Annotated in this window: 12 protein-coding genes; all 12 read right to left on the bottom strand. The window is 42.7% G+C overall.

Annotated features, from left to right (window positions below; genetic code table 11):
- Nucleotides 1-35: 35 nt before the first annotated feature.
- On the bottom strand, nt 36-1,274 hold the full coding sequence (locus tag FFR60_RS16540) for an alkaline ceramidase (protein WP_137664994.1): 1,239 nt from the start codon (nt 1,272-1,274) through the stop codon (nt 36-38).
- Between the two features lie 4 nt (nt 1,275-1,278).
- Nucleotides 1,279-2,457 (bottom strand): alkaline ceramidase, encoded by a 1,179-nt coding sequence (locus FFR60_RS16535; protein ID WP_137664993.1) that lies wholly within the window; start codon nt 2,455-2,457, stop codon nt 1,279-1,281.
- A gap of 13 nt (nt 2,458-2,470) precedes the next feature.
- Nucleotides 2,471-3,511 carry an amidohydrolase family protein gene (locus FFR60_RS16530; RefSeq protein WP_137664992.1) on the bottom strand — a complete coding sequence of 347 codons (1,041 nt, stop codon included), beginning with the start codon at nt 3,509-3,511 and terminating at the stop codon, nt 2,471-2,473.
- A gap of 244 nt (nt 3,512-3,755) precedes the next feature.
- A complete protein-coding gene (locus FFR60_RS16525; protein WP_137664991.1) occupies nt 3,756-4,628 on the bottom strand; it encodes a LysR family transcriptional regulator in 873 nt (290 codons plus the stop codon).
- A 295-nt stretch (nt 4,629-4,923) separates the two neighbouring features.
- The gene (locus FFR60_RS16520; RefSeq protein ID WP_137664990.1) at nt 4,924-5,790 is read right to left on the bottom strand and encodes an ROK family protein; all 867 of its coding nucleotides are present in this window, start codon (nt 5,788-5,790) and stop codon (nt 4,924-4,926) included.
- Between the two features lie 10 nt (nt 5,791-5,800).
- The gene (locus tag FFR60_RS16515) at nt 5,801-7,171 is read right to left on the bottom strand and encodes a glycoside hydrolase family 1 protein (protein ID WP_137664989.1); all 1,371 of its coding nucleotides are present in this window, start codon (nt 7,169-7,171) and stop codon (nt 5,801-5,803) included.
- Between the two features lie 11 nt (nt 7,172-7,182).
- Nucleotides 7,183-7,974: a MurR/RpiR family transcriptional regulator gene (locus tag FFR60_RS16510; protein WP_088935495.1), complete on the bottom strand. Its 792-nt coding sequence runs from the start codon at nt 7,972-7,974 to the stop codon at nt 7,183-7,185.
- Between the two features lie 11 nt (nt 7,975-7,985).
- Complete coding sequence (locus FFR60_RS16505; protein WP_137664988.1) at nt 7,986-10,607, bottom strand: glycoside hydrolase family 38 N-terminal domain-containing protein; 2,622 nt, start codon at nt 10,605-10,607, stop codon at nt 7,986-7,988.
- A gap of 51 nt (nt 10,608-10,658) precedes the next feature.
- A complete protein-coding gene (locus FFR60_RS16500) occupies nt 10,659-11,114 on the bottom strand; it encodes a PTS sugar transporter subunit IIA (RefSeq protein WP_088935497.1) in 456 nt (151 codons plus the stop codon).
- A gap of 15 nt (nt 11,115-11,129) precedes the next feature.
- Nucleotides 11,130-12,653 (bottom strand): PTS fructose transporter subunit IIC, encoded by a 1,524-nt coding sequence (locus FFR60_RS16495; RefSeq protein ID WP_137664987.1) that lies wholly within the window; start codon nt 12,651-12,653, stop codon nt 11,130-11,132.
- Nucleotides 12,654-12,984: 331 nt separating this feature from the next.
- The gene (locus tag FFR60_RS16490; RefSeq protein ID WP_137664986.1) at nt 12,985-14,355 is read right to left on the bottom strand and encodes a PASTA domain-containing protein; all 1,371 of its coding nucleotides are present in this window, start codon (nt 14,353-14,355) and stop codon (nt 12,985-12,987) included.
- Nucleotides 14,348-15,022, bottom strand: a complete 675-nt coding sequence (locus FFR60_RS16485; RefSeq protein ID WP_088935501.1) for an ABC transporter ATP-binding protein — start codon at nt 15,020-15,022, stop codon at nt 14,348-14,350. Before FFR60_RS16485 ends, FFR60_RS16490 begins: the two co-directional genes overlap by 8 nt.
- Between the last annotated feature and the right edge of the window lie 9 nt (nt 15,023-15,031).

The following is a 15,031-nucleotide window of genomic DNA, read 5'->3' as shown; positions in this document are numbered from 1 at the left end:
CGATTACGGCTCTTTCCGAACACCCAAATTTGAACCTACGACTGTGAGTCTAACAGCTCGCTTCCTTGACAAAATTGACCAATAATTTTTTCAAAAGTCCCAGACGGAACCGGGTTCCCAATTGTTTCAAAGCTTAGACCGTAATCCTTCTCCTCCAAAAAATAATGATGAAACCCGTCACAATAGCCTGCGATAAGAACGGTTTTATTCGTAGAATTTCGCAGCATCTCCCCGCCTGCTGAAGCCAGTTCTCCGGGAAATACGAACAGGCGCAGATCGCCTAAATCTAAAATGCGCATAGGCACCACATCATAAAACGGCGGTTCCTTCAGCTGCGCTTCGCATTTCTTGATCAGATGCTCCAGCGGCTGAGATCCGACCGCTTTGATTGATCCGTTTTTCATTCCTTCAATTCTCTTTAACAGGTCTTGATCATAGGCTTTCTTATCGTTCACAACTTCTTGATTAAGCGTCAGCACACGGAGCGGCTGATTATCTACAGTGATCGTGCGTTCCAGTTCAATGTGATTTATTTTCTCGGCTAATCCGGTGGTTACCCTGTCCAGCTCAGCAAAATCTCTAGCCGACCGATCATTATGATTGCTGGAATCACCGGCACAGCCGATCAGCATTAATGGGTAAAAGCCCCAAAGATCCTTTAACTTCTGTGACAAATTCCCTGCCAGATCGGCGGTCAGCAGCATATTGCTTCCGCTTAGAACTGTTGAATGGACCGCGATGTTGACCAGTCCCGCGATTTCCTTGCCTTCATGTACAAACTTAACCACGGAAACCGTATTGTCCGATTGCTGGCCGGGATGATTGCGATTGCTGAAATAGCCTAAAACCAAATCATCGCCGTAAACCATCTTCGCCTCTACCAGATTGTTCTCGCATTTTTCATATAATTCAACAAAACTATTCGCTAGAAAATCGCGGTATTGTTCATTAAACTTCCCAAACTCCCAACTTTCGTGAAAGTCTCTCACGGAGTGATGATCATGGGTAACACCGATAATGACATTGGCAAAAGGAATACCGTAGCGCTGACTGATCTTATAGCGAATCGTCGCGGCAAACTGATCCTCCAGCTCCAATAAATCGCCTGTGGCAATAAATAATTTCTGATTTAAATTAGTGCAAATTAACAAACCATTGATAAAAATATGATCATGAATGCCTTCTGCCGGTTGATTTCTCAAAGGTGTTTTATAGCCTAAAAGATAAAACGGCTCCTCGGGTGTAATGTCGATTCTTCCTGATCCTACGTCCATTTTTTCACTTCCTTTTGATTAATTCTGCCAACACTTTTTCACTGACTATTTCGGCGCTTCCGCTGGCAAACATCGAATTCATTGCTTCATAGGTACACTTTTGATAGCTCTCTTCATCGGCCATATACTTTTGCCCGCCATTAATCATTGTCGCGACGATCGTTGTCTCGTACGGTGATCGGGCCTTAATGCCAGCGCCAATATTACTGGTGATTTCCGGTTTCAGCATGACGATCGCCACTTCGCCAAAGGTCACTATCGGAATACTCACCCTTCGATCAGCACTGGGAATAAAGACATGGTCTCTAGCAGGTTTTAACTGCTTTCTATCTGGCAGCTCTTGCCCTTTTACCGTGACTGTCAGTTTGTCCAATACGAAGGGCCCGTCAGTTTCTGACCCCTCCTGCTTTATTTCTTCTATCAGAACATTTCCCAGCGCGGTTGCCTGTTTGGTCAGGTCTTGAAAATCTTGGCTTGCGCTTTTCGGGATCTGATCGGCGGCGGCTCCTAGCATAATTAAAGCGGGACAATCAAAATGGTCCTCGATACTTTTACTAGCCAATCCAATAAAGTCACTGCTGACCGCTGTATCGTCGATCGTTTCGACTAGCGAAGATTGTACGTCCACACTATAAAGAACAGCCAATATCTCTTGATTTTCAGTCATAAATTTGAGAATTGGCAGCTTCCGGTCGGAAAACCCATTAGGATTTCTGCCGATCCAATAACCAGCTTCCTGTTCCACATCCCGATTAATCGTTGCATTCGTTTCCGCTGTATGGCAGATAACTTTGACCCGTTGGATGGTGCCAATCGCCTTTTCCACTGCGTCTGCAACCGCTGATAAAATGATTTGCAAAAATAATTGATTCTTTTGCTTGATCTCCTCACTCGATCTTTCCATTGCTTCGATTGAACGCGTATGCGGCGCAGAAAAGGTATGACTAACGCTGATAAAAATGTGATCCAACGGCACCGCATAGTGACTGCTGATTTCTGTCTTGATGGCGTCAATGGCATATTCTTTTAACGAAGTCAGATCCAAAGAAACAAATACCAATGACTCTTGCTGCTCCAAAATGATGACTCTGCATGCCAAATCATCATGGAGATACCGAAAATTTTCTATGGGAAAAATAGTATCCGGTAATTCAAGGTTTGTTCTCCCCGCACCTGCTCTCATCTTAATACCTCCCCTAAATTGAGCTTTGATACAATCGCTGCGCATTTTCTCCTAGAATTAAGGACTTGTCTTTTTCTTCAATAGCTAAACTCTGGATAAACGCCGCACCTTCTGTTAACCACTCGCGACGCACCGGATAGGAGGAGCCGAAAATAATATGATCTGCCCCCATCATCTTAATGGCATGCTCCAAAGAATCTTTCCCCCACGGTTGCGCATGCGACATTTCAAAATAAATATTTTTCGCTAAATGTGCTTCTACATTGGTTTGGTCATCAGCAAAACGCTGAACGGTATCCTTACTGCTCTTTTTATGAGGCATCAGCATGTTTTTCAGTGCAAAGAATCCTCCGCCTAACATGGAATGAACAAATGTAAGATCGGGATATTTTTCAAAAAAGCCGCTGTACAGCTCCCGACAAACAGCGGTGAGCTGATCCGCACATCTGCCATAGGAACGTCTGATATTGGTGTATTCAAACAAGGCCTCATATTGTGTTGGAACCGGTGTATGGTGGATATAAACTGTTGCTTGATAGCGATTCAATTCCTCGAAAAATGCGGCAAACTGTTCATCATCTAAATAATATTTGCCGTAATGAGTGACCAATTGCACTCCTGGGAATTTCAACTCTTCAAAGCAGCGCTTGAGCTCGTCAAAAACCTCTTGCGTCCCCATTGGCGGTACGACTGCTAATGGAACCAGCCGCCCTTCGCTTTGTTTCATGTATTCATACATTCCATCATTAAATGCTTTACACTGTTCGAGCGTCAGCCATTCATGACAGCCGGGAATTTTTAAGATCGCCTGATTGATGCCCGCTTGGTCCATATCTGCCAGAATGTTCGATAACTGATACTCTCCTTGAAGATAGTTTAGATTTTCAAAGCCTTTGGGCCGTTCGATGACAATTTGAGTGCGGCCATCCTCAAGCTCTTTGTAATAGGCGTTCGTATCATAATGCTTTGGTACACTGCTTAAAAAATTCTCTAATTTTTGCTTCGAAGCAAAAATACTTTCATCAAACCAGTATAAGTTACTGTCAATTATCATTTCAGTTCTCGCTTTCTTGTAATTTTGCTTGGAAATTGAACAAGAGGAATCCCATAACTTTAAAGAAAAAACCTCCGGAGGTCTGCTGCTAACAGAACTGTCTTTTCTCTTTAATGTCCTGCCTCTTTTCTATGTCTTAATGATAATATATTCTGAAACCGTTTACGATTCGATAAAGAACGCTATTTATTCGATATCGGAATAAATAGCATTCTTTTGATTTTTTATATTGTTTTTAAGCAGTTCATTCACCAATAAATTCTAGAAATGCTTTGGTTATGGGCGTGATTTCCTTCGTTTTCGCATGATAAACATTTATATCTGTTCGAATCTCGGGATAAATCGGTACCCTCACGACACCTTTTGAATTTAAATAGCTAATTGGTTTTTCCATTAATAGAGAAATCCCCATGCCTTCTTTCACCAGATCCAAAATATTTTCTGCTCGCTTTCCCGTATAAGCGATTGTCGGTTCGAAGCCCGCCTCTCGACATGCAGTGACGGATAAGTTATACATCACGGTGCCTTTATTTAGAAAAAGAAAGGATTCATCAGCCAGCTCATTCAGCATTATACGTTTGCTTTTCGCCAATTTATGAGATTGAGGAAGCACCGCGACTAAGTGGTCGGTGGAAAAATGAATGCGGGCCAGCTTTTCATTTATCTTAGGCTCCTCTCTGATAAACGCGAGATCACACTCGCCGTTTTCTAAAATGGCCATTAATTGCTGCGAGTCTGCTTCAATCACATGGACATTGGTTTGCGGATACATCTTGCGAAAGTCCATGATTGCTTGGGTAATACCATAAGGTGCCATAATAGGAATCGCTCCGATGGTAATAGTTTGCAGCAGCTTATCCTTAAACTGATTCAATTCAGTCACTGACTTCTCATAAAGACTGACCATTTCTTCCGCGTAGGGCAGATATTCCTTTCCATAGGGCGACAACTGAACATTTCTTGTCGTCCTGATGAAAAGCTTAACGTCCAGCTCCTTTTCCAATAATTGAATATGCTTTGATAAGGTCGACTGTGAAATAAACAGTTCTTCCGCAGCTTCTAAATAATTATTGTGCTTTGTCAAAATGACAAAATCTCTGAGGTAGTTGATATTCATTTTTTCCCCCTCTTTTCAAAAAGACAGACCAGCGAAGTGGGCGTCTGTCTGTGCTAATTTTCTTATGGCATTAAAAATCATTTTCACTTGAAGCTTATCATCTTTTTATAATAAATCAATATTGTTTTCTATTTATTAGCTCGTATTTGCTCCTTTGTTAGCTTAGAATAGCTATTGGCCGGCTATCAGTAACAAACACTGAATAGAAAGAACTCTGGATAGGCTCCTAATTTGAATACAAAAAAGTGTCATATAAACAGCGTTGTTATCCGCTAAATTTATATGACACTAGCTATTAAAGTAGAGTCCCTTTAAATTTAAAATTCAACGCTGCGCCAATCAAATTCGCATCGTTATGAAATTTACAGCATTTGATCGCAGGCATGATCTCTTCAACGCCTTCTTTTTTTAGCTGCTCAGATAATCGATTGGTAAGCTCTGCTGCTAATTCTGGGCGTCTTGAGATTCCTCCGCCTAATACAATCAATTCAGGATCAAACATGACTTGGATATTGTAAAGATTATTCGCCATAATCTGGTACATCTCATTTACAAGTCTCTCAGCCAATGGATCACCATTTTCTTTTAATGCGTAAAGCTCTTTTCCATCGACTTTCGTATTGGTTTGTTCGAAATAAAAGTTCGCAGCTTTGACTAAGGTGCCATTTTGGCTGAAGGTTTGCTCATTTTGACTTTTCAGCAGACCGACTTCCCCGCCAAATAGGTGACTCCCTTTATATAATTTTCGGTGGACAAAAAGTGCTCCGCCTACCCCTGTTCCTAAAACAACGAAAGCGATGTTTTGCGCATCCTTGCCGACACCTAGCTCAACTTCCGCGATTCCAGCACAATTTGCGTCATTTTCTATCGTGACTGGAAGTCCGAAATATTCTTCCAGCTCAGCAAAAATTGGACGTTGATGGATATAATCCACCGCGCTGATACCAAGTATTTTTCGTTGCTCTTGGTCAACGGCTCCCGGCGCACTGATAGCGATGCCCTCGAAGGTTTGATCAGATTCATTGATTACCTGCTGAAAAGCTTCTAATAATGCCTCAAACGTGTCGGGCGTTGGAAAAGCGGCGACCTCACTTAATACCTGATTTTCCCAAATCCCATGCTTGACCGTTGTTCCGCCAATATCAAATACGACTAAACTCATTCATCATCACCTAAAATCCATTATTTTCACTTACTACTTTGATCCAGCGGCCGCTCTTTTTCACAGAACGTTCCAGTGTTTTTAAGTCCAAGCGATAAAAGCCGTAGCGATTTCTGTAGCCGTTCAGCCATGACCAGCAGTCTACAAATGTCCAAGCATGATACCCGAAGCAGTTGCTGCCTTCAAGGATTCCTTTATACAGATAGTTTAGGTGCTCTTCCATGAACTCAATTCGATAATCGTCTTCAATTTCCCCAGAGTCCTTCATGAAGTGCTCTTCTTCTGCGACACCCATTCCATTTTCACTTACATACCAAGGAATATTGTTGTACGCTTCTTTCATCATGACCGCAACGTCATAAAGTGCTTCAGGATAGATTTCCCAGCCGCGGTAAGGATTTATTTTTTTATCCGGCCAATCATAGGCTGCATAAAAGTCTGAAGGCATTTGTGCAGGCATCCGACCCTTTTCCGGTGCTTGAACACGTCGCGGCTGATAATAGTTTAGTCCGATAAAATCTACTAAATTTTCTTTAATCAACTCATGATCGCCTGTTTCCACCTCCGGCAACAGCTGGTTCTCCCTTAACAACGCGATGAGTTCATCAGGAATCGTCCCTAATACTGTCGGATCTAAAAAGCTCCGGGTATTCAGCAAATCTGATCGAAAGGCAGCTGACAAATCCGCTTGCGCTTCACTTTTCGAATATGTTGGCGAAATATTTAAAATAATCCCGATCTCTCCTGCTTGCTCCGCTGCTTTAAAAACCTTTACGGCTGCTTTATGGGCAAGCAATGTATGATAGCCCACCTGAATCGCCCGCTGAAAATCAACGACTGCGGGGTAATGATACTGATAAAGATACCCGCACTCTACATGGACGATGGGCTCATTGAAGGTCGTCCATTTTCTGATAAGATCGCCAAATAATTCAAACGCGGTTTGCGCATAAAAGGCAAAGGCTTCAATCGAAACACGATTTTCCCAGCCGCCCTGTTCCATCAGCCACATGGGCATATCAAAATGAAAGAGGTTAATGATCGGCTCTACGCCATGATCCAGCATCGCTGAAAAGTACTGCCGATAAAAATCAACTGCCGCTTGATTGACTGTCTTCCCATCCGGCAGCAGACGCGCCCACGAAATGGAAGTTCTAAGGGAGTTTAGCCCAATCTCCTGCATTCGCCGGCAGTCAGCCAAATAGTGATCGTATACGCCAGAGGTGATCGCTGGTCCTTGGTTTTGATGGAATTTCTCAGGCGCTATTTGAAACCAATAGTCCCAAGTTGTCGCGGTTTTTCCGAAATTTAAACTCTGTCCTTCTGTTTGGGGAGCCGACATTGCCGCCCCCCACAAAAAGTTCTCAGGAAAATTCTTCATGTGTACTCCTCTTATTTGTGCAATATTTGTTCAGACGCCAGCCATTGAGTGATCGCGTCTGAATATAAATGGATATATCTCTCGTAAACCATATCCAGCTGAATAAGGATCGGTATCTGCGGGGAAATATTTCCTAGGGCTTCTTCCCTTGTAAAGCTCGCGGCAATCAACACAACATCCGCATGAGGAATCAGCTGCGAGTAGCGATTGGAGGTTATCAGCAAGATCGAGACATTTCTTTTTTTCGCGATCTTCATCGCCTCCAGCAATTCTTCGTCATCGCCCCGCAAACTTGAAACGACGATCAATTCATCCTGATTGGCAAAATTCGCCGACATCAAGATCGAATTCTCATCTGAGATCACCCGGACATATTTACCGACTCTGGAAAATTTGAATTGAAAATCAGCCCCCGCATAAGAATTGAAGCCTTTGCCAAAAAAGTGAATGATCTTATGCTGATGGAGCAATTCACAAAAGGCATCGACCACTTCTTGTGAATAGTTGCTGTCGCTGCGTGTCGCCAAGGAATGATACGCAGCGGTGATCTTTGATGACACCGATAAATTTGACGACTCATTATCCAAAGAAAGCTTATATAGAAAAATCAGTTCCTTGTAGTTGTTCAGCCCAATCTTTTTACAAAATCTGGTAATCGACGATTTTGAAACCGCCAGATGCTCCGATAATTTATCGATCGTCATAGCTGCCTGTTTACTTAACAGGTAGTCCGCGATCACCTGCTCAACAGAAGTAAAATTCAAGCGGCAGGATTCAATTAAAATAAAAAGGTCTTCTTGCATATGATTTCTCCTCAATCAACGATATGGATCGTTTTTATTTCTCCTGGTTTAAAGGTTCCTAGAGGAATAATATCATTTTTTTCTGTCGAAGAAACAGCGTTACCTTTGAGGTCAACAAACGTATAGCTCATTTCATGGGGACCTGCGATCGTTTCTCCAGCAACTTCTCGATGGAGGTCCGGATTATACACGCGAAAATCAAAGCCGGGGCCATCTTTCGTTTTTACTAACGCACTGAAAATCAGCTTGCTGCTATCAAAGGTGATTCCTGCTTGTTCACACACCTTGTTTTTTAACGGATTCGAGACAAAATATTTAAGAGTCGTCGTAAAACGATTCAGCTCCTGAATCTGGTAATAAGGACTGCTGATCGCATAGGCTAAATAATCCTTCGCCAGTTGTGGCGGTTGATAGTCGTGATCAATCTGAAGCGCAAACTTGAAAGTCATTTTTTTCTGCATCTGACTATCCGGTGTCGGAATATATTTGAACTCGTTTCCTGAAGCTATTCCCGGTCGTCGCAGCAGATCCGGTCGACCTAGATAGCCTACCGAACGAAACAGTGTCAGGGCCATTGTTTGGAAGTCTTCCCCCACAAATTGATATTCTTTGATCCCCTTGCTGAAAGCAGTCCAGCTGGAGGATGAATCGTGACTATTCACATAGGTCAGCATCGGGAAAATCGCCGTGGGTTCTTCTCGCCACCCCAACTCCTTCCAATCATCAATGTGCTGATCCTCCACCGCCCTTTTGATCGTACCGAAAGGTGTATCGGTATAAGAAAATTCATTTTTATGCGGCGTATCGATCAAGACCCTCATCCGATGATCGCTGGCCTGATTGTCGATTTCCAAATGGAATTGAATTTGTCGACTTTCCTTCATTAATTCGATCGTCAATTGATATGGAATTTTTTGCGTCCGTTTTTGTAATTCACGCTCGGATAAATCTTTAGCGATATTCCACTCCCCGGTAAAAGTGAATTTAGACAGCAACGTGTTTTGGATTACCTCACAATTCGCATCAGCTAAGTTCAAGCGATAGCACTCATCGGCGTAAGGTGGTGAATAATCATAGGTATCTCCTTCGTCGCCGCTATCTTCAAACGCTAAAAAGTCTTTATACGTCTCTCCTGCTTTTCGGTCTACTAAAGAAAGTGCACCCGCTTCAAAAATGATTTGATAAAAGTCATTTCTGATAGATTGTTTGGCCGATTCCTTAGTCGATTGCCGCTTGATTTCCTCAGACTTCTCAACGACTTGATAAGTCATAAAGCTGAGCGGCGGAAGCTCTGCTTCTATTAACAATTCATGAATGAAATAGAAGCTGGTCGGATCTTCATCTGCTTTCTCGCGACGAATCGAGCCGGAAAATTCTTTTCGAGTACCCACGATCTCAAAAGGAATCGTCCTTCCGTCTTTTTCAAGCGCGATAGCTGCAAATGGCGTGGAAACTTCACACTTTACTACTTTTTTATTTTTCCAAGGCAGCGTGTTGAAAATAACGAGTTCACCCTCTGAGACATTCATTCGCGATTCAGCAATTTTTCTAGTTAGATAATCAACCAGCGAATAGGAAAGCTGATCCGTTTCTACAAAGCGATCGGTGATGATTTGATTGGTTTTGTCGCTGTTGCAGCCGCCGGCAGAATCATGGGTATGATTTTTATTCAACAGCTTCCAAATACGATCCAGCAGCCCCTTTTTATAGGGAATCCCGCATTTTTCCGCCATCACCATTAAAGGCTCCGCTTGATAGATCATCCTGCGTTCTACTTTGTCGTTCAAATACTTATGATCGTAGCGCGAAGAATAAATGGAGCGATGGATTTTTGAAACGGAGCTGGAAATAAATTCGCCCGTTACTGTCGGAAGCTTATTTTCTTTGATCGCTTCAAAAAACAAATCGTAATTGCTTTCCACCAGCTTCGTATCTGGCAGCGCTTGGTTATACAGCTCCATACGTTCACGCAAATTGAAATCAATATACCGTTGATCCCCGCCAACCGGTAACACTAGGTCATTACCAGTCGCCCCCTCAGAAATCGTCTCGATCAATGCTGGCGCGTCATCTGAACAGATCAGCCCCACGCCGACAAAGTAGCCATTTTTTATGTTAGAGGTTAAAACACTTGAGCCATCCTCCGCAGTCCAATGAAATTCCCGCTTCGTCGTGACTTCATTAGGAACACCACGCCAAAAGACCGCCTGTTGAATACCGAAGCCATTGTAGATTTTCGGCATATCCTTGCTTTGGCCAAAGGAATCCGGCAAATAACCGATATTCATACAGCCGCCCAATGACTCCGCTAATTCCATCCCTAGATTCAAATTTCTGACGATCGATTCTCCGCGAACGATCAGCTCATCCGTCTGTGTGTACCACGGGCCGATAGCTAATTTTCCGCTTTTGACTAATTGTGCCAAGCGTTCCTTTTGTTCGGGAAAGCTGGTTAAATAATCATCCAAAATACTCATCTGACCATCCAGCAGATAATAATCAATTTGCTTATCTTCTAATGCCTGCATCACTTCGTCCAAATGGTAAGCCAGTTGAACAAAGGATTCATTAGTGGTGAAATACCACTCAAAATCCCAATGTGTATGGTGTATTACATGAACTTTTCTTTGCATAAATGCCATCCTACTCGTAAATTATTGTTTCTGTTGGATTCTTCTGAAGCATTATTTAAAATCAATTTGATTAATAATTTCAGCTAATACAGCTGGATCGTCCTGCTCCAAAACCCCAGCTCTAAAGTCTTGATCGATCAATTTTCTCGCAATCAAGCTTAATAACTTCAAATGCTCTGTCGCCCCTTCTTCGGGAATGGTCAAACCAAATGCTACTTTGACTGGTTTCTGGTCCAAGGCATTCCACGGAATCGCCTGCTCAAATTTGATCAAAAATAAGCCTGGCTTCTTGTTTACACTGCTTTTACAATGAGGGATCGCAATATGATCCTTAAATCCTGTCGTAGCTTCTTGTTCTCGCGCTTTTAATCCCTCGAAATACAGCTGTTCGTCGGAAACAAAGCCTGACTCATAGGCAAATTTAGCAATGCTCTTGAAGGCTTCCTCCTGAGTGGTTGATGTTTGATCAAATAATATATGGTCCTGATTAAATACTGCTTTATTCATTTTTCCTCTACCTGCCTATTCGTTTACTGTTTCCATCAATTGGTCCTGTTCCTCTTGCTCAATAGCAATATCTTCCACTACCTGTTTACGTGTAAAGCCGATCAAAAGAGCGGTGGTTAAAATCCCTGCACTCACACATAATATCCATGTAATAAACGGGATCGGCTGTTCAATATAGCCAATAAATGTTCCTAATGGTGAGCCGATTCCGCCATAGAATTTACAACCTGTCGCAGCCGCTAAGCCACCGGCAACAGCCGAACCTACCACATTCGAAAAAATCATTCTGATCGGATCAGCCGCAACAAAAGGAATCGCCCCTTCTGTGACACCTACAATCCCCATACCGAATGCGGCACTGGCTGCGATCTTCTCATTTTTAGAGAATTTCTTTTTAAACAAAATCGTCGCTAGCCAAACGCCTAATGGCGCAACTGAGATCGCCGCTTGAGTCGCTGTTCCGGGAACAAAATTCGCGCCGTCGATGCCATATTTTGTCAATGTATCCGTAAAAATCGCTGTTCCAAATACTAGTGCGGTTTTATTGATTGGTCCGCCCAAGTCAAAACCGATCATCGCGCCGCAGATTGCCCCAATTAGAATTGGTGCGCCCGCATAATTATTATTCAAGTTGGTTAACCCTTGATACATCGCATCCATGCCAATCGCAATCGGATTTCCAATGATATAAAGTACGATCAACGTAATGATGGCTGTCGCGATAAATGGAATGATCATAATCGGTACAATCGGAACTAATAATTTTGGCCATTTGATTTTCTTCAAGCCCTTTACCAAATAACCAACAATAAATGCGACAACAATCGCGCCGATAAAGCCGCCGCCTGCTTCTGTATTAAGAAACTCTGGATCATTTACCAGATAGGCGCCGATCATCGCCGGAGCAATTGCCGGTTTGTCCGCAATCGAATTCGCTACAAAACCGGCGAACAATGGAATCATTAATTTAAAACCGATTTGACCTACATAAAACAACTTAGACATTAAAAAGCCCATTTGCGTTTTATTATCAAAGCCCCAATTAACGATCCGACCCAAATCATCTTTTTGAAACGCATACAAATTGGCGATGGTCAAAATCAAACCAGCCGCAATTACCATTGGTACCATGTAAGAAATTCCGCTCATGATATGCGTAAAGAAATTTACTTTCTCTTTGTCGTTTCCTATTTGGATCTTTCCTACTTTTGATCCCTTTTTCCCAAAAACCTGCGCCTCTTCAAAGGCCTGATTAATCAGCGCTTCTGAATCTTCGATTGCTGGAATCGATTTGGTGACGAAAAGCCGCTTTCCGGTAAATCGGATCGGGTCGATCTTGATATCTGATGCAACAATCACGACATCCGCTTGTTCGATGTCTTCCGCCGTTAAAACATTTTCGGCCCCAATCGCACCATTTGTTTCGACCTTGATCCCATAACCCATTCTTTTAGCCGCCTGTTCAAGCGACTCCGCGGCCATATAGGTGTGCGCGATTCCCGCCGCACAAGCTGTCACAGCAACAATTTTTCTCTCCATCTTGTCATTCCCCCATCTAATTATTTTCCTTATGAAGAATAACTTAATATCAATTACAATTAAAGCGTTTTCGATTGTTTGGGTACTAGTACCAGCTTTCGCACTATTAGTGGGATTTATTTCACAGCATTATTTGGTATTTGTCGCCAGGCTACGGACCGTTTTCCAAGGGGGCTTTTTGATTGATCCAGCTTATGATTCTCATTCTTTCGGAAGCATTATCTATCTCACTTTTCTTCACACAGAAAAATGCCCAAAGAAAAGGAACGTTTTTCTTTGGGCATCTCGCTATTCAACCAGCAAGTTCTTGTCTTGCTGAAAGGTATTCTTACTAATCGGCTTCTTCTGGCTGTTCTTCTTCTTTCGGTTCATCGGCTGTCGCGGGGGAATCTTCGGCAGGCTGGATGTTTCCCAAGCTGATCCCGATGGTTAGGTTGGCATTCAGCGGAAGGTATTCCCCGTAGCTGCTCATTTCAACCACCGTTCCCTTTGGCTGATCAGAATCAAGATAATAGACATCGTAGGTAATATTCGCTCCCTTTGATGAATAGGTTTCGAAAAACAGCTTTGGCAGATCGCCCTCCAGCGTATTTTTGCGAAGATCCTTGATATAAGGTCGACCTTCGGAGTAAACAACTTCAATAGTTGGCGGATTGTCTTTTTCATCCAACTCGGTTCCCGCCGCGATATTTTGGCTGATAAAATGACCAAAGGGAATCGTTTCGGAATAGGTACTTTTGAGGACCGCCGAAATTTTTCCAGAAAGCTCCCGTGCTTCTTCTAATGTATAGTTGGCGTAATTAGGAACGACTAGTGGTTTCCCTTTGGAGATTTGCACCTTCAATTCCTCTTGCCTTGCGACCTTAGTACCGGCAGCGGTTTGCTGCGAAACCACACTATCTAAAGCGATGGATTGAGAAAAGACTTTTTCCGTCACTAATTTCACTTCATTTTTTCTTACCCATTCATTTACTTCTGTCAGGGTCTTATTGCTAAAATCCGGGACTTCGATATTTTTTTCAAAGGTTTCCTTTCCCTTAGAATAATAAACGATCAAACGATCCTTGCGTTTGTAATTTTTCAGGTTTAATTCCTTATTTGCCGCCTCTTGTTTGATAAACGTCCCTTTTGCAACCTTCTCTTCATATTGTTCGATCACGGATACATTTTCGGCTTTTTCTTTTTTTACCCAAGACTTGGCTTGCCTGGCGGTCATTGTTTCAAATTCCGGTAAAATCACCTGCTCATCTGGATAGGGACCTAGACTGACCGTCAGCTTCAACGTTTTCCCTTTTTTGATTTTCGCGCCAGAAGCGATGTCCTGTTTGACGATTTTATTAGTAGCCAGTTCAAAATTGTAGGTGCTTTTAATGTTTAAAAGAATGCCTTCTTCGACACTCCATTCTCGCGCCTTAGCAATCTCTTGTCCTTGAAAAGCAGGAACTTTCACATGGGTAAACTGATAGTAGGCGACAAAAAGAGTGACGACCGCGAGAATTCCGACTAAAGAGATAAGGAAAACTTTCTTTTGCTTTCTTTTTTTATAGGTGGGATCGAACTCCACCTGTTCCTTCTCTGCTTTTTTTCGTGATTTGGCTGCCGGTTGTTTTTCTGCTTGCTCCGATCCTTCCCGCTCCTTAGAAGCCTTCTTCTTTTCATTATCATCGTCGTTATTAACAAAATTTGATAGAAAATCACTCATAATGACTCAACACACCTTTTCGCAGTTGAAGCACCTCATCCGCCTGTTGGGCAACCTCGCTGGAGTGGGTCACGAGAATGACACACTTTTGATGCTTATGAGCCAGCTCCTTGAAAATAGCAACGATCTCTTCTTCCAACTCTTCATCTAAATTCCCGGTAGGTTCATCGGCCAAAATAATATCGCCGTTCATCGATAACGCTCGCGCAATCGCCACCCGCTGCTGTTCCCCGCCGGATAGCTGATTGACCATGCGATTCGCCTTGTCCTCAGTGATTCCGATGTAGTTCAATAGATTATAGGCGACTTGTTTTTTCTCTTTTGGCAATTCATTTTCCGTGATCGCCATCGGAACTAGGACATTTTCAACAGCCGTCAGATAAGGAATCAGGTTATAGCTTTGAAAAACGATACTGATGTCGTTTCGCCTAAACTTTTCATAGCCGATGCTCGCAATGTCTTGTCCATTGAACAGAATTTGCCCCTCCTTCGGTTTATCTAAGGCACTGATCAACGATAAAAAAGTCGTTTTGCCAGAACCAGATTTCCCTAAAATACTATAGAGCTTGCCCTTTTCAAACCCAACGGAAACTTTTTTTAAGATGAATCTTCGCTGATCCCCATCTTGGTAATAATAATCAATATTTTTCGCTTCTAGTAAAGTCATCATTCATCC

Source organism: Enterococcus hulanensis (assembly GCF_005405485.1).
GTDB lineage: Bacteria > Bacillota > Bacilli > Lactobacillales > Enterococcaceae > Enterococcus_A > Enterococcus_A hulanensis.
This window is presented reverse-complemented; position numbering and strand designations above follow the sequence as displayed.

What these genes read in the sequence shown, in the direction of transcription:
- FFR60_RS16525 (WP_137664991.1), bottom strand. Translation starts at nt 4,628, where the DNA reads ATGAATATCAACTACCTCAGAGATTTTGTCATTTTGACAAAGCACAAT.
- FFR60_RS16520 (WP_137664990.1), bottom strand. Translation starts at nt 5,790, where the DNA reads ATGAGTTTAGTCGTATTTGATATTGGCGGAACAACGGTCAAGCATGGG.
- FFR60_RS16485 (WP_088935501.1), bottom strand. Translation starts at nt 15,022, where the DNA reads ATGACTTTACTAGAAGCGAAAAATATTGATTATTATTACCAAGATGGG.
- FFR60_RS16495 (WP_137664987.1), bottom strand. Translation starts at nt 12,653, where the DNA reads ATGGAGAGAAAAATTGTTGCTGTGACAGCTTGTGCGGCGGGAATCGCG.
- FFR60_RS16515 (WP_137664989.1), bottom strand. Translation starts at nt 7,171, where the DNA reads ATGAAGAATTTTCCTGAGAACTTTTTGTGGGGGGCGGCAATGTCGGCT.
- FFR60_RS16540 (WP_137664994.1), bottom strand. Translation starts at nt 1,274, where the DNA reads ATGGACGTAGGATCAGGAAGAATCGACATTACACCCGAGGAGCCGTTT.
- FFR60_RS16530 (WP_137664992.1), bottom strand. Translation starts at nt 3,511, where the DNA reads ATGATAATTGACAGTAACTTATACTGGTTTGATGAAAGTATTTTTGCT.
- FFR60_RS16510 (WP_088935495.1), bottom strand. Translation starts at nt 7,974, where the DNA reads ATGCAAGAAGACCTTTTTATTTTAATTGAATCCTGCCGCTTGAATTTT.
- FFR60_RS16535 (WP_137664993.1), bottom strand. Translation starts at nt 2,457, where the DNA reads ATGAGAGCAGGTGCGGGGAGAACAAACCTTGAATTACCGGATACTATT.
- FFR60_RS16500 (WP_088935497.1), bottom strand. Translation starts at nt 11,114, where the DNA reads ATGAATAAAGCAGTATTTAATCAGGACCATATATTATTTGATCAAACA.
- FFR60_RS16490 (WP_137664986.1), bottom strand. Translation starts at nt 14,355, where the DNA reads ATGAGTGATTTTCTATCAAATTTTGTTAATAACGACGATGATAATGAA.
- FFR60_RS16505 (WP_137664988.1), bottom strand. Translation starts at nt 10,607, where the DNA reads ATGCAAAGAAAAGTTCATGTAATACACCATACACATTGGGATTTTGAG.